This is a genomic window from Saccharopolyspora sp. NPDC045839 (genome assembly GCF_056431645.1).
Window position 1 is genome coordinate 115,058 of record NZ_JBWKKH010000026.1, and the last position, 21,468, is coordinate 136,525.

The 21,468-nt window shown below is 69.9% G+C and carries 24 protein-coding genes; 13 read left to right on the forward strand and 11 right to left on the reverse strand.

Annotation, left to right across the window (positions count from 1 at the left end):
* Nucleotides 1–194: 194 nt before the first annotated feature.
* Complete coding sequence (locus AC07EQ_RS30360; protein ID WP_478391307.1) at nucleotides 195–1,403, forward strand: MFS transporter; 1,209 nt, start codon at nucleotides 195–197, stop codon at nucleotides 1,401–1,403.
* 129 nt (nucleotides 1,404–1,532) lie between these two features.
* Nucleotides 1,533–2,363 carry an aldo/keto reductase gene (locus tag AC07EQ_RS30365; protein WP_478391280.1) on the forward strand — a complete coding sequence of 277 codons (831 nt, stop codon included), beginning with the start codon at nucleotides 1,533–1,535 and terminating at the stop codon, nucleotides 2,361–2,363.
* Between the two features lie 200 nt (nucleotides 2,364–2,563).
* On the opposite strand, the gene AC07EQ_RS30370 is transcribed toward AC07EQ_RS30365, so the two are convergent.
* Nucleotides 2,564–3,709: an FAD-dependent monooxygenase gene (locus AC07EQ_RS30370; protein ID WP_478391281.1), complete on the reverse strand. Its 1,146-nt coding sequence runs from the start codon at nucleotides 3,707–3,709 to the stop codon at nucleotides 2,564–2,566.
* A gap of 206 nt (nucleotides 3,710–3,915) precedes the next feature.
* A complete protein-coding gene (locus tag AC07EQ_RS30375) occupies nucleotides 3,916–4,113 on the reverse strand; it encodes a hypothetical protein (protein WP_093269316.1) in 198 nt (65 codons plus the stop codon).
* Nucleotides 4,114–4,267: 154 nt separating this feature from the next.
* On the opposite strand from AC07EQ_RS30375, the gene AC07EQ_RS30380 reads away from it, so the two are divergent.
* The 3 genes from AC07EQ_RS30380 (at nucleotide 4,268) to AC07EQ_RS30390 (ending at nucleotide 7,006) form a co-directional block, all read left to right on the forward strand.
* On the forward strand, nucleotides 4,268–4,888 hold the full coding sequence (locus tag AC07EQ_RS30380) for a YigZ family protein (protein WP_478391308.1): 621 nt from the start codon (nucleotides 4,268–4,270) through the stop codon (nucleotides 4,886–4,888).
* 361 nt (nucleotides 4,889–5,249) lie between these two features.
* Complete coding sequence (locus tag AC07EQ_RS30385; protein ID WP_478391282.1) at nucleotides 5,250–5,498, forward strand: hypothetical protein; 249 nt, start codon at nucleotides 5,250–5,252, stop codon at nucleotides 5,496–5,498.
* Nucleotides 5,499–5,821: 323 nt separating this feature from the next.
* Nucleotides 5,822–7,006: a hypothetical protein gene (locus AC07EQ_RS30390; RefSeq protein ID WP_478391283.1), complete on the forward strand. Its 1,185-nt coding sequence runs from the start codon at nucleotides 5,822–5,824 to the stop codon at nucleotides 7,004–7,006.
* Nucleotides 7,007–7,010: 4 nt separating this feature from the next.
* On the opposite strand, the gene AC07EQ_RS30395 is transcribed toward AC07EQ_RS30390, so the two are convergent.
* Nucleotides 7,011–7,628, reverse strand: a complete 618-nt coding sequence (locus AC07EQ_RS30395) for a TetR/AcrR family transcriptional regulator (protein ID WP_478391284.1) — start codon at nucleotides 7,626–7,628, stop codon at nucleotides 7,011–7,013.
* Between the two features lie 111 nt (nucleotides 7,629–7,739).
* On the opposite strand from AC07EQ_RS30395, the gene AC07EQ_RS30400 reads away from it, so the two are divergent.
* On the forward strand, nucleotides 7,740–8,888 hold the full coding sequence (locus AC07EQ_RS30400) for a DUF418 domain-containing protein (RefSeq protein WP_478391285.1): 1,149 nt from the start codon (nucleotides 7,740–7,742) through the stop codon (nucleotides 8,886–8,888).
* 75 nt (nucleotides 8,889–8,963) lie between these two features.
* On the opposite strand, the gene AC07EQ_RS30405 is transcribed toward AC07EQ_RS30400, so the two are convergent.
* Both AC07EQ_RS30405 and AC07EQ_RS30410 read right to left on the reverse strand, forming a co-directional pair.
* Entirely contained in the window at nucleotides 8,964–9,158 is a 195-nt protein-coding gene (locus AC07EQ_RS30405; RefSeq protein ID WP_478391286.1) for a DUF397 domain-containing protein, read from the reverse strand.
* The gene (locus tag AC07EQ_RS30410; protein ID WP_478391287.1) at nucleotides 9,155–9,997 is read right to left on the reverse strand and encodes a helix-turn-helix domain-containing protein; all 843 of its coding nucleotides are present in this window, start codon (nucleotides 9,995–9,997) and stop codon (nucleotides 9,155–9,157) included. The genes AC07EQ_RS30405 and AC07EQ_RS30410 overlap by 4 nt, the downstream gene beginning before the upstream one ends.
* Nucleotides 9,998–10,106: 109 nt before the next feature.
* On the opposite strand from AC07EQ_RS30410, the gene AC07EQ_RS30415 reads away from it, so the two are divergent.
* Nucleotides 10,107–10,403: a hypothetical protein gene (locus AC07EQ_RS30415; protein ID WP_478391288.1), complete on the forward strand. Its 297-nt coding sequence runs from the start codon at nucleotides 10,107–10,109 to the stop codon at nucleotides 10,401–10,403.
* 404 nt (nucleotides 10,404–10,807) lie between these two features.
* Here AC07EQ_RS30415 and AC07EQ_RS30420 read toward each other — a convergent pair whose 3' ends face one another.
* Nucleotides 10,808–11,620 (reverse strand): helix-turn-helix transcriptional regulator, encoded by an 813-nt coding sequence (locus tag AC07EQ_RS30420; RefSeq protein WP_478391289.1) that lies wholly within the window; start codon nucleotides 11,618–11,620, stop codon nucleotides 10,808–10,810.
* A 102-nt stretch (nucleotides 11,621–11,722) separates the two neighbouring features.
* Between AC07EQ_RS30420 and AC07EQ_RS30425 the strand changes: the two genes are divergently transcribed.
* A complete protein-coding gene (locus AC07EQ_RS30425; protein WP_478391290.1) occupies nucleotides 11,723–12,157 on the forward strand; it encodes a nuclear transport factor 2 family protein in 435 nt (144 codons plus the stop codon).
* Nucleotides 12,154–12,960, forward strand: a complete 807-nt coding sequence (locus AC07EQ_RS30430; protein ID WP_478391291.1) for an NmrA family NAD(P)-binding protein — start codon at nucleotides 12,154–12,156, stop codon at nucleotides 12,958–12,960. Before AC07EQ_RS30425 ends, AC07EQ_RS30430 begins: the two co-directional genes overlap by 4 nt.
* A 154-nt stretch (nucleotides 12,961–13,114) precedes the next feature.
* On the opposite strand, the gene AC07EQ_RS30435 is transcribed toward AC07EQ_RS30430, so the two are convergent.
* Complete coding sequence (locus AC07EQ_RS30435; protein ID WP_478391292.1) at nucleotides 13,115–13,666, reverse strand: phosphatase PAP2 family protein; 552 nt, start codon at nucleotides 13,664–13,666, stop codon at nucleotides 13,115–13,117.
* A gap of 38 nt (nucleotides 13,667–13,704) precedes the next feature.
* On the opposite strand from AC07EQ_RS30435, the gene AC07EQ_RS30440 reads away from it, so the two are divergent.
* From AC07EQ_RS30440 to AC07EQ_RS30455, 4 genes are all read left to right on the forward strand, one after another.
* Nucleotides 13,705–15,216: a sensor histidine kinase gene (locus AC07EQ_RS30440; protein ID WP_478391293.1), complete on the forward strand. Its 1,512-nt coding sequence runs from the start codon at nucleotides 13,705–13,707 to the stop codon at nucleotides 15,214–15,216.
* An 8-nt stretch (nucleotides 15,217–15,224) separates the two neighbouring features.
* A complete protein-coding gene (locus AC07EQ_RS30445; protein ID WP_478391294.1) occupies nucleotides 15,225–15,878 on the forward strand; it encodes a response regulator in 654 nt (217 codons plus the stop codon).
* 235 nt (nucleotides 15,879–16,113) lie between these two features.
* A complete protein-coding gene (locus AC07EQ_RS30450) occupies nucleotides 16,114–16,272 on the forward strand; it encodes a hypothetical protein (protein ID WP_478391295.1) in 159 nt (52 codons plus the stop codon).
* Nucleotides 16,269–17,090, forward strand: coding sequence for a glycosyltransferase (locus tag AC07EQ_RS30455; protein ID WP_478391296.1), 822 nt, complete (start codon nucleotides 16,269–16,271; stop codon nucleotides 17,088–17,090). The genes AC07EQ_RS30450 and AC07EQ_RS30455 overlap by 4 nt, the downstream gene beginning before the upstream one ends.
* 7 nt (nucleotides 17,091–17,097) lie before the next feature.
* Here the strand turns inward: AC07EQ_RS30455 and AC07EQ_RS30460 are convergent, their stop codons facing one another.
* The 4 genes from AC07EQ_RS30460 to AC07EQ_RS30475 form a co-directional block, all read right to left on the reverse strand.
* On the reverse strand, nucleotides 17,098–17,748 hold the full coding sequence (locus AC07EQ_RS30460) for a response regulator transcription factor (protein WP_478391297.1): 651 nt from the start codon (nucleotides 17,746–17,748) through the stop codon (nucleotides 17,098–17,100).
* Nucleotides 17,745–18,890 carry a sensor histidine kinase gene (locus AC07EQ_RS30465; protein WP_478391298.1) on the reverse strand — a complete coding sequence of 382 codons (1,146 nt, stop codon included), beginning with the start codon at nucleotides 18,888–18,890 and terminating at the stop codon, nucleotides 17,745–17,747. Before AC07EQ_RS30465 ends, AC07EQ_RS30460 begins: the two co-directional genes overlap by 4 nt.
* Before the next feature lie 87 nt (nucleotides 18,891–18,977).
* Nucleotides 18,978–20,291 (reverse strand): glycosyltransferase 87 family protein, encoded by a 1,314-nt coding sequence (locus tag AC07EQ_RS30470; RefSeq protein WP_478391299.1) that lies wholly within the window; start codon nucleotides 20,289–20,291, stop codon nucleotides 18,978–18,980.
* Between the two features lie 209 nt (nucleotides 20,292–20,500).
* Nucleotides 20,501–21,106, reverse strand: a complete 606-nt coding sequence (locus tag AC07EQ_RS30475; protein WP_478391300.1) for a phosphatase PAP2 family protein — start codon at nucleotides 21,104–21,106, stop codon at nucleotides 20,501–20,503.
* Nucleotides 21,107–21,468: the final 362 nt, after the last annotated feature.

A 21,468-nucleotide genomic window follows, 5' to 3' on the forward strand; every position in this document is an offset into this window, starting at 1 on the left:
CGACGTGGCGCGGTTCATAACCGCTTCGGGAACAGCGGGGCGCCGGACTACTGTTGAACACGTCTGGGGAGCGCCACCGACAGTCGACTTCCTGAATCGTTCTCGAAGACCGGAATGCGATGCGCACCGCCGTGCGCCCGACCGGCGAGGACGCCAAGAACCAGTCCGGCACGTTCGTTTCAGGGGAGACTTCCTTGCCCATTGCCCTGTTGGCCCTGGCCATCGCCGCATTCGGGATTGGAACGACCGAGTTCGTGATGATGGGGCTGCTGCCCGAGGTCGCCACCGATCTGCAGGTGTCGATCCCCGACGCCGGCGGCTACATCTCGCTGTACGCGCTCGGCGTGGTGATCGGCGCACCGCTGCTGACCATGCTGGGCATGCGGTTCAAGCGCAAGACGATGCTGCTGAGCATGCTCGTGCTGTTCACCGTCGGGAACCTGTGCTCGGCGTTCGCGCCGACCCACGAGCTGCTGCTCGGCGCCCGGTTCCTCGCCGGCCTGCCGCACGGCGTGTTCTTCGGCATCGGTGCCGTGGTCGCCGCGAGCCTGGTCGCCACCGACAAGCGCGCGCAGGCCATCTCGATGATGTTCATCGGCCTCACCGTGGCGAACATCGTCGGCGTCCCGGTCGGCACGCTGCTCGGCCAGGCGCTCTGCTGGCGCTGGGCGTTCGGCCTGGTCGCGGTCATCGGCGTGGTCGCGCTGGCCGCGGTCGCGGCGCTGGTGCCCGACCAGCCCAAGCCCGCCGACGTCAGCGTGCGCGGCGAGCTGCGCGCGTTCCGCCGCCCGCAGGTCTGGCTGGCGTTCGCGGTCGTGGTCTTCGGCTTCGCCGCGACGTTCTCCTTCTACAGCTACATCAAGCCGGTGCTGACCGACGTGACCGGCTACTCGCCGACCGCGGTCACGCTGCTGCTCGCGCTGTTCGGCGTCGGCATGACCGTGGGCACCGCGGTCGGCGGGCGGCTCGCCGACAAGGCCCCGATGAAGACGCTGTACGTCTTCCTCGGCGCACTGGCGGCCTGCCTGGCGCTGTTCGTGGTGACCGCGCACAGCGCAGTGCTGGCGCCGGTCACGGTGTTCCTGATCGGCGCGACCGGGTTCGCGGCGATCCCCAGCATCCAGGCGCGGATCCTCGACCAGGCCAAGGAGGCGCCGGCGCTGGGCTCGGCGAGCATCCAGTCGACCTTCAACATCGCCAACTCGCTGGGCGCCTACCTCGGCGGCGTGGTGATCGCGGCCGGCCTCGGGCTGACCGCGCCGAGCTGGGTCGGCGCCCTGCTCGCGGTGGTCGGCCTGGGCTTCGCGCTGGTCTCCGGCTGGCTCGACCGGCGGCCGCAGCGGACCGGGGCGACCGTCTCGCACCGCGCCGCGCAGCCCACCGAGTCGGCCGAGGTCGGCTGAGGCTTCCCGACGAGCAGATCGGCTAGCCGGGGCCGACCGCACCTAATACGGTGACCGCAGGGCGGGCACCAGCCCGCGACGTGCATTCGCGGGGCGAACCATCCGACATCGGCGGAGGAAAACACCCACATGACACAGGTTCCGAACATCACGCTGAACACCGGCGCACAGATGCCGCAGCTGGGCTACGGCGTCTTCCAGGTCCCGGCCGACGAGGTCTTCGAGCCGGTGCTGGCGGCGCTGCAGGCCGGGTACCGCAGCATCGACACGGCCGCGGTGTACGGCAACGAGGAAGGCGTGGGCAAGGCGATCGCCGAATCGGGCCTCAAGCGCGAGGAACTGTTCGTGACCACGAAGCTCTGGAACGACTCGCAGGGCTACGACAGCACGCTGAAGGCGTTCGACGAGAGCCTCACCAAGCTCGGGCTCGACCACGTCGACCTGTACCTGATCCACTGGCCGGTGGCGCCCAAGGACAAGTACGTGGCGACCTGGAAGGCCTTCCAGCAGCTGCACGCCGACGGCCGGGCCAAGGCGATCGGCGTGTCGAACTTCCAGATCCCGCACCTGCGCCGGCTGCTCGAGGAGACCGACGTGGTGCCCGCGGTCAACCAGATCGAGCTGCACCCGAACCTGCCGCAGGCCGATCTGCGCGCGTTCCACGCCGAGCACGACATCGCCACCGAGGCGTGGAGCCCGCTGGGCCAGGGCAAGGGCCTGCTGGACGACGCCTTGCTGGCCTCGCTGGCCGAGAAGTACGGCAAGAGCCCGGCGCAGGTCGTGCTGCGCTGGCAGATCCAGCTCGGCAACATCGCGATCCCGAAGTCCGTCACGCCGTCGCGGATCAAGGAGAACCTCGAGGTCTTCGACTTCGAGCTCGCCGACGACGACGTCGCGGCCATCACGGCGCTGAAGACCGGCGTGCGCGTCGGACCCGACCCGGACGTCTTCGGCAGCTGACCCGCACCTTTCAAGGCCCTCCTCGCCACGCGGCGGGGAGGGCTTCTTGCTGCGCGGAGAACTCCGGCGAACGGCCGTTGACGAGGTACGGCGGTGGCCGAAAGATCTACGCTCTGGGAGGTTCTCCCGGGAACTGAGTCGATTCAGGCCCGTGTGCACTTTGTGTCGCTATAGCGACACAAAGTGCACACGGGCACTGATCAGGCGGCCTGGATGCTGGGGCGGGCCAGGCGGAGGACGTCGCTACCGGAGCGCAGCGACGCCACCTGGCTGCGGGTCGCCAGCCACCTCGGGAACTTCGCCAAGCGCTGCAGAGGCGTGCTGCGCTGCGCCGATGTCAGCGCCGCGGTGCGCGACACCTTCAGCGCGCGGGGACGGCGCTCCTGCTCGTAGGCGCGCAGCAGCTCCGCCGGCTCTCTGTCCACAACGGACAGGAACTGGGTGAGCAGCCAGGCGTCTTCCAGCGTCTGGTTGGCCGCTTGCGCCACGGCGGGCGGCATCGCGTGCACCGCGTCGCCCAGCAGCGTGCTGCGCGGGCCGCCCCAGACCTGCGGCACCTTGTGCCGGATGTGCGGGAAGAACCCGAGGTCGTCGTCGGTGACCGAGGCCAGCAGCGCCTCGACGGGGTCGGGCCAGCCGCGGAAGGCCCGCTGCAGCTCGGCGACGGACAGCACCGGGTCGCCGTCCTTCCAGGGCATGTCGAACCACCAGTGCAGCAGCCCGTCGCCGGTCGGGATCAGGCCGCAGTGCGCGTAGCGGCCGGCGATGTTGAGCGTCTGGTGGCCGTGCGCGACCGGGAGGTCGCTGCGGGTCAGGCCCTGCCAGCTGGCCCAGCCGGTGGGTCGCGCCGGTTCGCCGCCCAGCACCTCGCGGCGCACCACCGAGCGCTGCCCGTCGGCGCCGATCAGCAGGTCACCGGTGGCCGAGCTGCCATCGGCGAACTGGACGACGACGTGGTCCGGGTGCTCGGTGACGCCGACGCAACGGCGGCCGAAGTGCAGCACGCCCGGCGGCAGCGCGGCGGCCATCTCCGCGATCAGCTCGCGGCGCGGGATCTGCACCGTGGGCGACCCCAGGCGCTCGGTGACCTCGTCGAGGTCGGCCTCCCAGAGCAGCCGGCCGGATTCGGTGACCGACCGGAGGCTGTGCAGCCGGTGACCGGCCGGTTCGATGTTGACGCCGAGGCCGCGCAGCGCCGCGGTGCCGTTGCTCCACACCGTGATGCCGGCACCCGTGGTGCGCAGGGCGTCCGCGTGCTCGAAGATCCGCACGTGGTGGCCTTTGCCGATCAACCCGTTTGCGATGGCGAGTCCCCCGACTCCGGCCCCGATCACGAGAACCCGCATCGTCTCCATCCGTCGTCCCGACGTCGGTTTTCAACGACGATTTTATCGACTCGACCGGAAGTACCGAATTGTCCTTGCTCACACCACGCGCCCGCGAGAATCGATCAAGTAATCCGTTGCGCCTGGTCAAAGCCCCAGGAGACATGTCTGGACCCACCAGCAAACCGGCGGCCCACGGGTTGACAACGCTGCTCCAGCGGATGCCGTCAGGCCGCTTCCAGGAATCTCCCCGCGACCAAGCCGGGCTCGTCGCCTCCGTCGAACCGCACCCACAGGACGGGACCGTCGAAGACCTCCGGAAGACCGGTGGCGGTCTCCACCACCGTGCCGACCTGATCACGGAACCGGCCGAACGTGGCGCGCACCCGCACGCCTGGTTCAAACGGGCTCGATGACTGCTCCATGAGGGGGGACGTTACGTGCCCGCGGGCCGCAACGGAAATCGCCTTCGCCGCGAGCCCCTATCACCGCGCTGACCTGCACTGTTACCGGAGTGGGAGGATGGCCGGGGAGGACCGCCGCGCGGCGGTGAGCGGCATCACCTGGCGAAGGGGACGGATGCGGACGATCAAGCGGCCGGGCGAGCACGAGCTGGAGGTCAAGAAGTCCCGCTTCCTGTGCGCGCTGGCGCGGGTCACCAGCGAGGCCGAGGCCCGGGAGTTCATCCAGCAGCGGCGCAAGCTGCACCACGACGCGCGGCACCACTGCTCCGCCTTCGTCCTCGGTGACGCCGGCGAGTTCCAGAAGTCCAGCGACGACGGCGAGCCGGCGGGCACCGCGGGCGTGCCGATGCTGGAAGTGCTGCGCCGCAACGAGATCACCAACTCGGTCGCCGTGGTGACCCGCTACTTCGGCGGGGTGCTGCTAGGCGCGGGCGGCCTGGTGCGCGCCTACGGCGGCGCGGTGTCGGCGGCGCTGGACCACGTCGGTCTGGTCGAACGCCGCCCGGTCCGCGTCGTCGAGACCACAGTGGACTACCTGCTGGCCGGGAAGCTCGACAACGACCTGCGTTCGGCCGGTCACCAGGTGGCCGACACGGACTACCATGAAGCGGTCCGCTTCCGCATCAACGTCCCGGAGTCCGAAGTGGACGAATTCCGGACCTGGCTGGCGGAGACCACCGGCGGCGCCGCCGAAGCAGAACTCGGCGACCTCGGCTACGCCGAGGTCGACATCTGACCCTTACCGCCATTCGGACTAGTACTTTCTATGGTGCAGGCCACGGATTTTGGCCGGATTTCCCGTTATCGATCGGCTAGCGTCGTTGCTCGCTGTGCACAAGCGGTTACGGGGGGATCATGGGTTCAGCGGCGTCCATTCCGGACGCGCCACCACTGGTGCGCGAAGCGCTCCGGTTCCGGCGGGGCATGCAGCGCCCGGAAGATCTGGTGGCCACATTCCGCAGTGCCGACGTCTGCCTGGAATGCGTGTCCGACCCGCCGACCATGCCGCTGGTGCGCGTGGACGGGATTCCGTGGCTCCCGGTTTTCTCCGATCTGCGGTACTTATCTCACCGATCCCAAATAGTTGGAGGTGCACTGTGGACCGAGAAGAACTGATCAGAAGATTCCACACCCCGGACTTCGAGCTGGCCCCTGAGACCCAGGCACATATTGCCGATATGGACGCCGAGTTGGCCGACAAGCGCGCCCGCGGCGAGATCGTGGCCGAGTCACTGGCTCAACGCCACAGCGAGGTTCCGCTCCCCACCAAGACGCACCGGCCGACCCCCAGTCGCAGGCAGACGACGAACAGGACAAGTGACGAACATCGACCAAACCCGGCCTGACTGAAACGCAACGCGGGTTGTTCCTTGCGATCGCCGCCGCGTTGCACCACTGCCCTTCCGGATCGCGATCCGGGATCTGGCGCCGCCCTGGCCGACTGCAGCAGACTGGAGCGGAAGCTCGGAGTCATCCCGTTCGAGGAACGAACGAGCTCCCCACCTGGCGCTCTGCGGCCGGCTGGGTTACGTCGGGGTGGACATCTGATCACTTACCGCCGTTCGGGCTAGCGGGCACTATGGTTCATACCACCGTTTTTGATCGGCCTTTGCCGTTCTTGATCCAGTAGCCTGGCCACTCTCTGTGCTCGCACGACTACGGAGGTGACATGGGTTCGGCGACGTGCGTTCCGGATGCGCCACCGCTGGTGCGGGAGGCTCTCCGGTTCCGGCGGACCGTGCAGCGGCCCGCCGATCTGGTGGCCACCTTCCGCGGCAGCGGGGTGTACCTGGAGTGCGCATCCGATCCGCCGGCCGTGCCGGTCGTGCACGTGGCCGGGACTCCGTGGCTGCCGGTGTTCTCGGACCTTCGGTACTTCGCCGAGTACCGGCGGCGGCGCGGCGAGCGCGACCGGGCCGAGTATCTGGTGCTCACCGGCGCTCGGCTGCTGGACGGGTACCTGCCCGGACTGCCGCAGGGCACGAACGTGCTGCTGGATCCGCTGCAAGAGCACGCCGTGGCGCTGCACGGGATCACGCCCGAGTCGCTCCGCGCGACCGACGGCTTCACCGAATCCGCCCGGGCCATGCAGCGGTACCGCGACGTGCTGGCCTGGGCGCGGCGGCAGGCCGACCGGGCGCGCGCGGATGCCGAGCCGTGCCGCGGCCAGGCGCAAGCCTCGATCGACTCCGCGAAGGACCGGGTCGAGGACGCCGCGAAGAACCTCGTGAAGACCTTGCTGCTGACGGCCGACAAGGCTCCCGCGCAGCAGTACGGCGAGACCGTCGGCGGGCTGGTGACCGGGACTCTTTCGGCCGAGAAAGCGTTCGTCGGCGCCGGAATCGGCAGCTTCACCGAGGATCCGGCCGGTTTCGTCGGGCAACTGACCGGGGGTGGGCTCGGCCACCGAGTACCGACCCAACGATCGGACAAGCACGCGGGAAAGGCGCATCGGGTGCCGGCGCCGTATCCGCAGGGCGTTCCGGTGACGCGCCAGGTGCTCTTGCTCGGCAACCGGCCGTTGACCGCCGATGCCAGGTGGTGGGTGGACGGCGGGAGCGTTGCCCTGGAGATCGCCACTGCGACCCGCACCTTCCGTTCGCGGGGAGAGAACCTCTTCACCGCGCTGCTGGACATCCGGCTTAACCGGCTGGAGCCCGACGGGCTCGTGCTCGCGACCGCAGGCGCCCGCTACGACGTGTGGTCCGGGCCGGAGGGTTGCTTCCCCGGCCAGCACGGGTCGGTCCACGGCTCCGGCGAGTCGGTGGATCTGCTTGCCGCCGTTGACGAAGCCGACTTCGGCCGCGTCGTCCCGGTTCGCGATCAGCTGGCCTTCCGCCGCCGGCGCGGGTAGCCGATCAGTCCTCTGTGGACTTCCCGAAGAGCCGGTCGAGGTGGTAGTCGACGGCCGCTACCGCTTCTTCGCCGGTCCGGTGGCCCAGCAGCAGGCCGACCGACAGACCGTCCGGGATGAGCAGCAGGGCTTCGGCCTCGCGCCCCGGGTCCCGATCGGCGGGCAGCTCGCCGGACTCCTGCGCGGCGCGGAGCTCGGAGGCCACCCACTCCTCCAGCTGCGGCCACCACTCGCGGTAGGTCGCGGCCAGGTCCGGCGCGCCGAGCGCGCGCAGGAAGAACGCGATGTGCGTCAGGAACTCCATGCGGCTGTCGTCGGACAGCGCCAGCATTTCGAGCATCAGCGTCCGCAGCACCACGCGCACCTTCGGCCGTTCGCCCTCCTGGCTCAGCCGCTGCACGATCCGTTGCGAGGCGCGGTCGTTCACGTGCCCCATGGCGAAGCCCAGCATCTCGTCCTTCGACTTGAAGTAGTGCTGCACCGCGCCCATCGAGACGCCCGCTTCGGCCGCGACGTCGCGGAGGCTCACCGCTTCCAGGCCGCCGCGGCTGGCCAGCCGCATTAGCGCCTCGGCGATCTGGATCCGCCGGGCCTCTTGGTCCACCTGTTTGGGCACCGTCACGCACCTTTCCAATGCGATCGCATTGCAAACGGCCGCGCCACCCGTTTACCATGCAACTGCATCGTAACCCTCCGTGGTTGCGGAGGCGAATTTCGAACAACTGGGGAATTCATGACCGAGGCACTACGGCAAGCACCCACCTCCAGCAGGATCACCGCGATAGACGTGGTCCGCGGCGTCGCCATCCTAGGCACGCTGGGGACCAACATCTGGATCTTCACCGACCCGGAGGGGCCGGCCGGGATGCTGACCACGGTGGAGACCGGCACCCTCACCGCGAACATCGAGGCGACCATCCGGTTCCTCGCCAACGGCAAGTTCCTGTCCCTGCTCACGCTGCTGTTCGGCATCGGCCTGGAGCTGCAGTACCGGTCGGCTCGGCGCCGCGGCGGGCGCTGGCCCGGCTGGTACCTGTGGCGGGCGGCGCTGCTGTTCACCGAGGGCCTGCTGCACTACGTCCTGATCTTCGAATTCGACGTGCTGATGAGCTACGCGGTGACGTCGATGCTGGTCGCTTACCTGATCGGGCGCAGTGACCGGGCGGTGAAGGGCTGGATCATCGCGATGGGCTCGCTGCACGTCGCGTTCATCAGCGTGACCACGCTCGGCATGCTGACCGGGCACGCGTCGATGGGCGGCAGCGGCGCGCCGTCGCAGCTGTTCACTTCCGGCAGCTGGCTGGAGCAGGTCGCCGGGCGGCTCACCAACTGGGGTGCCTACCGAATCGAAGCGATCTTCATCATCCCGATGTCCGTGGCGCTGTTCCTGCTCGGCGCCCGCCTGTACCGCGCGGGGGTGTTCGCCGCCGAGGGGCAGCGGCTGCGGAACCGCCTGATGCTGTTCGGCTTCGGCATCGGGGTGCCGCTGAACCTGCTCACCGCCTTCGCGGGGCAGGGCTGGTTCATGGTCGACCGCTACATCCTGCCGCCGATCATCGCGCTGGGCCTGCTCGGGCTGATCCCGACCGTGGTGGGCGCGCTGCGCGGCACGCCGGGCGTCCTGCGGGGCGGGCTGACCGCAGTCGGCCGGACGGCGCTGTCCTGCTACGTGTTCCAGAACCTGGTGGCGGCGATCCTGTGCTACGGCTGGGGATTCGGGCTGGCGGCGCGCTTCGACTGGGCCCGCCCGTGGTGGGTGCTGGTGATCTGGGCGGCGATCTGCGCGACGTTCATGACGCTATCGACGTGGTGGCTGCGGCGCTTCGAACGCGGCCCGCTGGAAGCGGCCTGGAACTGGGCCTACCGCCTGCCCCAGCGCTGACCTCGGGCCCGTGTGCACTTTGTGTCGCTATAGCAGCACAAAGTACACACGGGCCCTGACCAGGCAAAACGGCACTCAGCTGCGGAAGTGATCGGCCTTCACGGCATCGACGAACCGAGCCCAGGCCTCACGAGGGACGGCCAACGTCCCGCTGTCACGGTCCTTCGTGTCCCGGATTCCGACCAGATCCGGCGCCAAGCCGACCTCGACGCATCCCGTGTTCGCGCCGCTGTAGGTGCTTTTCCGCCAGCCGGATAACCCGTGCGTCATGTGCTCCCACTCTCGAACTTGTCCGCGTAACGCGCGATGAGCCGGGCTGACTCGTCGGCGTTGAGCATCACTCGTTCGAGTTTATCGACTGTGTCGCGAAACGGGCCTTCCTCTTCCGCGTCATTGAGGATCAGCCCTGAGTTGTGTGCCTCGACGTAGATCGTCGCATTGGTTCTTCCGAACTCGATCAAGGAGAACATCCCGTCCAGGCCGATGTGCGCGCCGAGGGTCGTCGGTAGCACGTGGATCGCGATGTTCGGCCGTTCCATCTCCTTGAGCAAGTGCCTCAGTTGCTCGGCAGCAGTGCTCGGCCCGCCCACCGGTCGAGCCAGAACCGCTTCGTCGAGCAGAGCCCTCAGCTCGACGGGATTCGACTTGTAGAGCACTCCTTGGCGCACTTGCCGGATGTTTACCGATTCATCCACTTCCTCCGGCGACTTCTCCGCTGCTACGAAGATCGCTCTCGAGTACGCCCGAGTCTGCAAGAGCCCTGGGACATAGGCCATCGAGACTTCGGTGATGCGGGTGGCCCGCTGTTCTGCGTCGATCAGGCCGGTGATCTGCGACGTGAGTCCGCTGTGGAGTTCCCACCACACCGGCTGGTCCAGCTCGCGCGCCATCTTCAGCAAACGCCCGCGATCGGCGCCTTTCACCTTGAGCCCGGCCAGGATCGTCGCCACATCGGCTTCGGTGATGCCCTGCTGCGCGTTCTCGACACGGCTGACTTTTGCCCGTGACAACCCGACTTCCGCAGCGAGCTCTTCGAGCGTCAGACCGCGCGCCTTGCGCAGGGCTCGCAGCTCCTTCGCCAGCGCACGGGCGCGAGGTGTGTTGGCCATGCGCTCAGCCTAGGCGGAGAACATCGCCTGCCAAGATCGCTCATTCGAGTAATTGAGAATTCTCATCTCTGCTGAGAATGTTGTTATTGCAGATGACAGGGGTGATGACATGAGCACGTCGGCTTGGTGGGTGGGGTTCGATGCGGCTTCGGTGGCTGCTCGGCGGGAGGGCGTCGTCTACTGGATCGTGCCGCCCGGCTCGAAGGTTCGGCACGGCATCACCGACAAGCCCGGTCGATGGCCCGCCGGAACCGGAGTCGCCGCCCTGTGCGGGGAAACCGTGAAGATCCCGTGGCCGACGCCGTGGCCCGCGACGCCGCGCACCGCCAGCATCACCGACCAGTGCACGGAATGCGTCACGGAGTACCGACTACGGGGCTCGCCATCGACCGTCTGGGACTTCTGAGACCTCTGCAGACACTTGTTTTCGCAGATAAAAGCCCGTGCTTACTTTGTGCTGCCATAGCGACACAAAACGCGCACAGGTCAGGTGACCCACCAATGACCGCCTCGCCGCCCGGCGTTCCCCCGGCCCGGTGCGGCGAGGCCTCCCCGGCAGGGGCGGGATGCCCCTCCCCCGAAATCCCGCCTCTGCCGGGCCCTCTTGGAAAGGACGAGAAAGTGATTGCGGTGTTTGGGTTTCTGCTCGTTGCGTCGGCTTTCGTCGTCGTTGGACTCCACTGGACCGATCGGCCGACCGGGCAGCACGCGGGCTCAGGCGAAAGCACGCTCGGCGTTTGGCAGCTCTGCGCTCGGGTCGCGATGGAGCGACAACGCGATGTAGAGACCGAGTCCTACGGCCGGCACGCGCTACTCGGCCGCGGCGATTAGACCTTCGAGGGCCTTGTGGGTCGTTGTTCCCGGTTCCGACGAGAGGAGGATCAGGCGGTGCTTCTGGCCCGGGACGTGCAGGGTTTGGCAGTCCAGGTCCAGCGGGCCGAAGTCCGGGTGGTCGATCCGCTTGCGCAGCGTTGGGCGGGGCCGGACCTCGTGGTCTCGCCAGCTTTCCGCGAACTCCCGGCTGAACTCGGCGTATTCCCTGGTCAGCGCCGCTAGTGCCCGGTCTTCCGGGTGCCGGGCGGCGGCCAGGCGAAGCTCCGCCGCCGCCTGCCGGGCGAAGTGGTTCTCGCCGTTCGACGCCGAGCACGTCCCGCGCATGGACAGGCGCAGGGTGTTTCGTTCCTCGCGCGGCAGCTTCGAGAAATCGGTGATCAGGCTTGCGGCGAGGGCGTTCCACGCCACGATGTCGAGCCGCTCGTTCACCACGTACGCCGGGACCGGGCCGAGGCGATCGAGCAGCCGCAGCACGCCTTCCGGCACCGGTTCCGCGGCCTCCGGGGCCGGCGGGGCCTGCCCTGCCAGCCTCGCCAGGTGCTCGCCCTCCGCCTCCGACAACTTCAGGGCCGTGCCCAGGGCCGCGAGGACCTGCGTCGAGGGGCGCGGCGCGCGTGCCTGTTCGAGGCGCTCGTAGTAGTTCGTCGACACCCCCGCCAGCCAGGCGACCTCCTCGCGGCGCAGGCCGGGCGTGCGGCGGCGGCCGGACCCGTCGGGCAACCCGACATCGCCTGGACGTCGCTCCTCCCGGCGACGGCGCAGGAAGTCGGCCAGCTCGCGCTTGTTCACCTCACCACCTTGCCACCGGGGCGGACCGCCCAGCCACGGACCGCCGATCCGGGGCAAGCGCGGACCTGCTCGGCGCGCTCCCTGGCGGCGAACCTGGACGGCGTGGAAGCGAACCAACTCTTCGAGCAGGCCCTCGACCTGCTGCTGGCCAAGGACATGGACGGGTTCGTCGACCTGTTCGCGCCCGACTGCACCTGCGAGTTCCCGTTCGCGGAGGGCACCCCCGAGCGCCTGAACGGGCGGGAAGCGCTGCGCGAATACCTGGCGGACTACCCGCAGAAGCTGGACATCGCGGGCTTCCCGTCCGTGGTCGTCCACCGGACCACCGATCCGGCCACCATCGTCGCCGAGTTCACCGCGCGCGGCCGGACCGTGGCGACCGGCGCGGACTACGAGATGCGCTACATCGCGGTGATCGTCGTGCGCGACGGCGCGATCGCCTCGTACCGCGACTACTGGAGCCCGGTCATGGGCGCCAAGGCATCCGGGGAACTCGCCGGCCTCGTGACCGCGCTGAGCGGCGAGGTGCGCTCGTGACCGTGCTGATCACCGGCGGCACCGGGAAGACCGGCCGTCCACTTGCGACAGTGCTGCGGGAGCGCGGGATCGCCGTGCGGATCGCGAGCAGGCACCCGGCGGACGACCCGGACCACGTGCGCTTCGACTGGGCCGACCCGGATTCGCAGCGGCGCGCGCTGGACGGCGTCGACCGCGTCTACCTGGTGCCGCCGGTCGGGGTCATCGACCCGATGCCGCAGGTCGGGCCGTTCCTGGCGGCCGCCGCCGGGCGCCGGGTCGTCGCGCTCGGGTCGTCCGCGATGTTGCCGAACGCGCCGGGGCTGGAGGAATACCGCTCGCGGATCGCGTCGACGCCGGGCTGCGCCGTGCTGCGGCCCACCTGGTTCATGCAGAACTTCACCGGCCGGCATCCGGTGGCCGACGGCATCCGGGAACGCGGCGAGATCGTGACCGCCACCGGTCCGGGGCGGCTCGGCTGGATCGACGCCGCCGACATCGCCGCCGTCGCCGCGCACGCGCTGACCTCGGACGAGGTGGCCGACGAGTACCTGCTGACCGGCCCCGAGACGTTGAGCTACGGCGAAGCCGCGGCGATCATCTCGGAGGTCACCGGGCGGCCGGTCCGGCACCGGAACATCGCCGCGGGCGAGCTGGCCCGGCGGCTTTCGGCGGAGCTGCCCGCGGACTTCGCGGCGAAGCTGGCGGCCATGGACGAGCACATCCGGGCGGGCGGCGAGGACCGCACGACCTCGACCGTCCAGGACGTCACGGGGCGCCCGCCGCGTTCCTTCCGCGACTTCGTCCGCGCGGAGCTCCGCTAGGGCGCCGGGCGGCGTTTTCGCGCGAAACCGGCGTTCCCCACGCCTGGCGGGCGACGGTTTCGCGCGAAAACGGCGTCGGACACGCGCGGGCGTGCCGTTTTCGCGCGAAATCGCCATCCCGCATCCGCCGCAAAGCGGCTTCACCGCGGCACACTCACGATGCCTGGAGCGGCTTCCGCCGAAGTCGTGAGTTGTTGCACGCCAGGACGCTGACGGCTCCCAGGGCCGCGCCGAGGAGGAAGCCCGCGAGGACGTCGTGCGGGTAGTGGACCCCGATGAAGATCCGGGAGAAGCCTTCGAGCAGCGCGAGGAGCACCGCGAGCGCCGTGATGCGCCGCCACAGCATCGACAGCGCCACCGCGAACGCCGCGGCCGCCGCCGAGTGGCTGCTGGGCAGCGACCAGACACCCACCTCCGCGCAGTCCTTGATCGTGCCTCCCGGCATCGGGATCGCCAGGCACGGCCGGTCCTGCCGCACGACGTTCTTGATCAGGTCGCTGAACAGCCAGGCCGCCCCGGCCGCCAGCAGCGGCGCGAGCAGCACCGGCGGCCGCCGGTCCGCCCGCCACCACGCGAGCAGCGTCAGCGCCGCGAACGCCGCCAGCAGCGCCTGGGTGCCGAACAGCGCGAGGCCGTGCACCCAGCCCGGCGACGCCGTCCCCCACTCCGCGATCTCCCGGTACCACTCCGCGCTCGGTTCCAGCATCAATCCGACATTACCGACCTGCCGGTAGCGTCGACGCGGTGAAGGTGTCGATCGGGGACGTGCCGTGGTGGCTCGTCCTGTCCGCTCCCGTGCTGCTGGTCAACGTGGTCGCCGCGACCGATCCGCTCAACGGCTGGGAGATCGCGCTCGGCGTCGGCGTGGTCGGCATCACCGTGGCGCTGCGCCGGACCTGGCCGCTCGTCGCCACGGTCATCGCGCTGGCCGCCTGGGCCGGCGCGCTGATCCCCCGGCCGGACGCGGGCGTCATCGCGGCGTTCGCCTTCACCCCGATGCTGATCGCGACCAGCTACCACGGCGGGTTCCGGGTGCGCAGGCACCGCGACGCGCTGGTCCGGCTCGCGCTGGCCACCGGCGTGATGTCGCTGCTCGTGCTCGTGCTGGCGCACGACGTCGGGGCCTGGCTGGTGACGCTGATCGGCGCGCTGCTGTTCGCGCTGATCCCGTGGCTGCTGGGGCGGCACCACCAGAAGTACCGGGCGCTGGTGCGGGCCGGTTGGGAGCGGGCGGAGCAGCTGGAGCGGCAGCAGCAGATCGTCGGCGAGCAGGCGCGGCTGCAGGAACGCACCCGGATCGCCAGGGACATGCACGACCTGCTCGGCCACCAGCTCAGCCTGGTCGCGCTGCGGATCGGCGCGCTGGAGGTGGCGCCCTCGCTGGACGCCGGGCATCGGGAGGCGGCCGGGCAGGCGCGGGCGTCGGTGACGGATGCGGCCGAGCGGTTGCGGGAGGTCGTCGAGGTCCTGCGCGACGACTCCGGGCCGGTCACCGGCGAAAGCGTCGCGGAGCTGGTCGAGCAGGCGCGGGCCGCCGGGATGGCGGTGGCGTTGGCGGAGACCGGCGAGGTGGTGCAGTCGATGCGTGCCCGCGCGGTGTGCCGGATCGTGCAGGAGGCGCTGACCAACGCGGCGAAGCACGCGCCGGGAGCGGCCGTGACCGTCGAGGTGCGGCACACCGCCGACGAGAGCGAAGTGTCGGTGGCGAACCCGCTGACCGGTGATCGCGAGCCGGTTTCCAGCGGCGGGTACGGCCTCGTCGCCCTCGCCGAGCGGGTGCGGCTGGCGGGCGGGACCTTCCAGGCCGGCCCGGCGCGCGGGCGGTTCCTGCTGTCCGCGCGGATCCCGCAGGTCGCGCAGGCCATCGAGGCCTCGGAATCCGCGGCGCGCCTGGCCCGGGCCGAAGGTCAGGTGCGCAGCAGCCGCAACATCGCGGTCGCGGCGGCAGCGGCGAGCGCCGTCGTGCTGGGGTTGCTGACGGCGGGCATCACGGCGTTCGACACCATCACTTCCGTGCTGCCCCCGGCGGCGTACGACCGGATGCAGGTCGGGCAGTCTCGGTCGTCGATCGAGCACCTGCTGCCGGCGCGGACTCGGATCGACGACCCACCCGACGCCGACCCGCCCCGGCCGCCCGGTGCGAGCTGCGCTTACTACAGCACGCACCACGATCCGTTCGACGAGCGGAGCCGCGACCTGTACCGGCTGTGCTTCCGGCAGGACGTGCTGGTGGGCAAGGACTATCTGCGGCGGTAGGAGGAGACGTGCGACTGGTGCTGGCCGACGACGAGGCCATGGTTCGCGCCGGGGTGCGGGCGATCCTGGCCGCGGACCCGGACATCGAGGTCGTCGGGGAAGCCGCCAACGGGCGGGACGCGGTGGAACTGGTGCGGCGGCACCGGCCGGCGGTGGCGTTGCTGGACATCCGGATGCCGGAGCTCGACGGCCTCGGCGCGGCGGACGAAATCCGCCGCGTGGCGCCGGAAACCGCGGTGCTCATCATGACCACGTTCGACGAGGACGCCTACGTCACGCGGGCGTTGCACGGCGGCGCGAGCGGATTCCTGCTCAAGACCGGTGATCCGCGGGAACTGCTGCTGGGCGTGCGGGCGGCGGCCGAGGGCGGCGCGTACCTCTCGCCGCCGGTGGCGCACCGGGTGATCCGGCAGCTGGGCGGGCCGCGGTTGCAGCAGGAGATCGCCGCGCGGGAGCACGTGGACGTGCTCAGCGACCGGGAGCGCGAAGTGCTCGCGCTGGTCGGGGCCGGGTTGTCGAACGCCGAGATCGCCCGGCGGCTGCACGTCGTGGAGGGCACGGTGAAGGCGTACGTGAGCGCCGTCCTGGGCCGGTTGGGCGTGAAGAACCGGGTGCAGGCCGCGATCCTGGCCTACGAAGCGGGCCTGGTGGAGCGGCCCTAGCGCCGTGTCGAGCAACGTTTAACGGGTATCGAGGACGCCGGCGTTTTCGTGCGAAATCGCCGGGGATCGGCCGGGAGGCCGGGACTGGGTGGCCGAAAGGACCAACGCGGATAGCCGGAAGTTCCCCGAACAGGACCCAAAGACCGCGGGATCCGGGCCGACCGCCGCATAGCTTTTCCTCCGAGGGCACCGACGAAGTCGGCGCCCGGCAGGCGCCGCCAGAGGGAGGAAAGTCATGCGACGCGGAGGAACGGTCCTGTCCGTGGGCGCGGGAGTCGTGGTCCTCGGGACGGCTCTCCTGCTGCGCGGTCTGGCAGTGGAGATCGCGTACCAGGACCCGACGCGCGGCCGATGGGCACCGCCGCACCGATCCGGCTCCGAGGACCGACCGTGAGCCCGCGCGAGCAGTTCTCGCTGCTGCTGCCGGTTTACGGCCGCGACGACGCCGCGCTCCTGCGAAAGTCGTTCCACAGCACGGTGTCCGCGCAGACGAGACCGCCGGCCCAGGTCGTCCTGGTCCAGGACGGTCCGATTCCCGAGGCGCTGCGCCGGTGCGTCGACGAACTCGCCGCTACCAGCGCGGTTCCCGTCACCCGCGTCGACCTGCCCTGCCATCGCGGGCTCGGCGTCGCGCTCGACGCGGGCCTGGCGGCCAGCGACCACGACATCGTCGCGCGCATGGACGCCGACGACGTGGCCGTGCCGCACCGGTTCGCGCGGCAGGTTCCTCTCGTCGAGGCGGGTGCCGATCTCGTCGGATCGGCCATGCTGGAGTTCGAGGGTGACCCCACCATGGTCGTCGGCCTGCGCACGGCGCTGGTCGACGAGGACCGGATCGCCCGGCGCGCCCGGTTCCACGACCCGTTCAACCACCCGACCGTCGTCTACCGCCGCAGTGCGGTCCGCGATGCCGGCGGCTACGGCGATTTCCCGCTCATGGAGGACTACCGGCTGTTCGCGCGGATGATCGCCAACGGCGCGCGCAGCACGAACCTCGCCGAGCCGCTCGTCTACTACCGGGTGGACACCGGCGCCTATGCGAGACGAGGTGGTTTCGCCCTGCTGCGCCGCGAACTTCAGCTGCAACGCGAGTTCCGGCGTCACCGGTTCACGAATCGCGCCCAGTTCCTGCGGAACGTGCTCGTGCGCTGCGGGTACCGCCTGGTTCCGGAGTGGGCGCGCCGCGCCGCCTACCGCCGGATCATCGCCTGATCCCGCGTCACCGCACGATGCCGCGCTCCCAGGCCCACGCCGCTATCTCGACGCGGTTGCGCATCATGAGCTTGTCCTGAATGCGGGCGAGATGGCTCTTGATGGTGCTCACGGACAGGAACATGTCCGCCGCGATCTCGCTGTTGGTCCAGCCGCGCGCCACCCGGAGGACGATCTTGCGCTCCTGCACGCTCAGCTCGTCCGCCGCGACACCGGCATCGGGGACGTTCCAGTGGTTGAGCTGCTCCAGCAGGCGCACCGTGATCGACGGGGAGACCAGTGACTCGCCGTCGACGGCGGTGCGGATCGCCTCCGCGAGCAGCCTCGCCCCGGAGTTCTTGAGCACGAACCCGTTGGCCCCGGCGCGCAACGCGCCGTAGACGTACTCGTCGAGGTCGTAAGTGGTGACGACGACGATCCGGGTGCCGGAGAGCTCCGGTCGGGACCGGATCTGCCTGGTGGCCTGCAGACCGTCGATGTTCGGCATCCGGATGTCCATCAGGCACACGTCGGGCTTCAGCCGCTGCACCAGCTCAACGGCTTCCACCCCGTCGGCCGCCTGCCCGAGCACCGAGATGTCGCCCTGCCCTTCGAGGATGAGCTGGAACCCGGTGCGCACCATCTCCTGGTCGTCGGCGATCACTACCGAAATGCTCAAACCCACCCCTGGCGTCGTGGTATCGAGGCGGCCAGCTCCCAGCCGCCTTCCGGGCGCGCCCCGCTGGTCAGCTCTCCGCCGAGCTCGGTGACCCGTTCGGACAACCCGATCATGCCGAACCCGCTCGGGCGGAAGCGCCCCAGGCCGCCGCGCGCGCCGTTGTCCCGCACCCGCACCGTGACGCGGTCACCAGCCGCTGCGACGAGCACTTCCACCCGCGTCACCGCGCGGGCGTGCTTGCGCACGTTCGTCAGCCCTTCCTGCACCAGCCGCTCGACCGACTTGATCAGTTCCTGCGGCCAGGAAGCGGCTTCGAGCTCGTCGGGCAACTCGACGTGGACCGAGCAGCCCGGCAGCACGAACTCGCCCACCCGCTCGCGCACCACCGCGATCCCGCGCGCCGCCTGCGGAGCCGGCCCCGCTTCCCGATCGCGCAGCAACCTGACCATGCGGTTCATCGCGACCAGGCCGTCCTGTCCGGTCCGCTCGATGTTGCTGAACAGCTTCCGCTCGGTGTCCACGTCGCGACCGACCGACTCCTGGCCCGCCTGGGCCTGCACGACGATGGCGGTCACGTAATGCGTGACGTGGTCGTGCAGATCACGCGCCAGTTCGAGCCGCTCCGACTGGCGAGCCTGATCGGCGACGAGCGCGCGCCTGCCCTCCTCGAAACGCAGGTACACCGCGAACGCCGCGATCAGCACGCCCAGCATCACCAGCGCGAGCAGCGAGTCCGGCTGCGCGCTCCACAGCGGGGAAGCGCGGGCGAGAAGCGCGAACAGCGCGACTAGGTCGAGGAGGCCCAGCACCGGCAACTGCCAGTACGGCAACCGACGGCAAGCGAAGCCCCACAGGCACAGCAGCGCGAACACCTCCGGCAGCCCCGGCACGTCCGACGAGGACAGTCCGCCAAACGGGGCCACCATCACCGACATCGCGAACGAACCTGCCGCGGCCAGGCACGCGAGCCCGAACGCGAGCAGCGCCCGCCCCCGCCGGTACGCGATCGCCACCCGCCAGGCGAGGCCGAGCACCGCAACGTCGCTGAAGAGCCGGATGTAGCACAGCAGGTCGCGGTCGGAGACTGCGAAGTCGAAAAGCAGCAGGACGACCGCGACGCAGGTCATCGCGACAGTCCGCACGGTGACGCGCCGGGGCTCAGCCAGCGCGGGAAAGCCGGGTCTCACTGCCCGCACGGTACTTGCTTCTTCCGTCGGGGACTTCGTCCTTCAGGACAGGTCTGCTCGACCTATTGGTCCTTTCGGCCGGTCGGCCAGGATGCGGGACCGCCGCAGGTGCAGCGAGGCGGAGATCAGTGCGGCGGCGAAGAGCAGCAGGTACATGTTGCCCAGCACCCAGCCCGCAGGCCCGGACGCGCCGGGGCCGGCCCGGCCGGGAGACGGGACGCTGAACGCGGGCACGAACATCAGAACCGTGAGCAACGCGGGCGGGGCCCAGATCAGCAGCCGGGTTCGATCGGTCGAGCGCAGCACCTGGTCGCCCGCGAACACCACCAGCGGCACGACCCAAACCCAGTGGTGGCCCCAGGACCAGGGCGAAACCGCCGCCGCGCACAGCCCGAAGAGGGTGACCGCGAGCAGCCGCTCGCCCTGGCGGTCGGCTCGCGCCGCGAGGGCGATCGCGCGGGCCGCGAGCAATCCGGCCACGCCGACCGACAGCACCCTGGTGTCGCCGGTGTGGCCGAAGAGCCGGATCAGCAGGCCGTTCAGGGAAACGTTCTGGGCGGCTCCGGCGGCCGGCCAGATCCTGCTCGAATCGGCGAACAGGCCGGTCGGCCAGAACTTCGCCGAATCGGCGGGCAGCGCGGCGAAGCCGAGCGCGACGGTGCCGAGAAAAGACACCACAGCCATGCCCGCCGCCCGGAACCGGTGGGTCACGAGCAGGTACAGCAAGAACAGCAACGGGGTCAGCTTGATACCCGCGGCCAGGCCGATGCCGAGTCCCTTGGTCCGGCACCGGTCGTCGCGCAGCGCGTCCCACAAGACGATGGCCAGCACCATCAAGTTGACCTGGCCGAGGTAGAGGGTGTGGTGGGCGGGTTCGAACCCGAGCGACCCGCAGGCCACCAGGAGGGTCAGCACCAGCGCGGTACGCCGGTCCCGCAGGCCCACCGATCGCCACGACCACCACGCGCAGCAGCCGAGCAACAGGCAGTTGACCAGGATGAACACAACTTTCGCGGCGCCCATCGACAGCGGCGCCAGCGGCGTGAACAGCAAGGCCGCCAGCGGCGTGCAGACGAAGTACAGGCCGTCCACCAGTTGCCGGTCGTACAGCGGGATTCCGTCGAACACCGCCCTTCCGGCCGCGTGGTAGACCTCCAGGTCGACCGGGTCCGCCCACCAGGCCCGCACCGCGACCGCCAGTCCGCAGCCGCACACCAGCAGCACGAAGCCCCAAGCCAGGTACGGCCGTTGCGACGCCCAGCGCAGCAGTGAGCGGGGTTTGCCGTGCGCACTGCGGGAGGCGACGGGACATTCCAGCACCTGCTGCCGAGCGCCCGCGGGGTCGTGGCGTTCCATTCCACGGTTATCGCAGCGCGGCATCCGCTCCGTGGTCAGCCGTTCGGCCACCACGTCCGGCCGAACGGCTGGACGTCATCGGGGAATTCGTTCTTTGGTACTAACCGACCGGACGCGCCGGGCCGGACGATCCACATCGGACGTTCTGGCCGCGCGCGGCGGTGGCGCTTCACAGGTTTTCGATGGGTTCGTGATCCACCGATTCCTGTTCAGCGGCGTTGTGCGGCTGGCCGGCGGATCGTCGTGGTCAGCGCGGTCATCAGGGCCATGCCCGCTGCCGCGGCGATCGCGCCGAGCAGGAGACCGGCGATCACATCGTGGGGATAGTGGACGCCGACGAAGACCCGCAGGAATGCCTCCAGCACCGCTAGGAGCGCGACGATGATCGCGAGCCGGCGCCATGCGACGGCCAGGCCGACCGCGGCCGCCGCGGCGATGGTGCTGTGGTTGCTGGGGAACGACCAGTCGCCCGGCTCCGGGCACTCCGCGATCGTCGCGACGATGTTGCGGACCTCGCGGCACGGCCTTTCCTGCTCGACGAACGTCTTCATCACCTCGCTGATCGCGTAGGCGAGCACCGTGACCGCCGGGGCCGCGAACGCGAGGATGCGCAGCCGGCGGTCGGCCCGGCGGGTTCGCCAGAGGTTCGCCAGCACCAGGGCGCCGAACACCAGGATCACCGCCTCCGTCGCCACGTCCGCCGACGCCTGCACCCAGCCCGGCGCGTCGTGGGCGAGGCCCGTGACCGCGCGGTACCAGTCGATGCTGATGTCCGGCACGTCCTCGATCTCGTTGGTGGCCAACGACGAACTCATCGATCCTCCGCATCTGTTCGCAACGCGGTCGAAGGTATGGATCGAGGAGTCACCCGGGCAGTGGTCTTTCGGCAGCGACCGCCCTTACTTTCGGCAGAATCCCGGCACCGACCCCACGGAGTCGAAGCGGGCCTTCCGGGACCAAACGTCCCGGCGTCGGCGCCGTCCGGTCCCGCCGTCCCGGCGTCCCGGTGTCCGCGCCGTCCGGCCTCCTGCGTCGGCTTAGACCGGTGCTCCGGACCGCAATTTCAATGGAAATCAGAGGTCCGATTTCCATTGAAATTGGGCTCTTGTGACGTTTCCGTGGGTGGTGTGAGTGGCTGGTTTGGCCATGGAGTTGGGGGCACGCCGTTGCTGCGTCT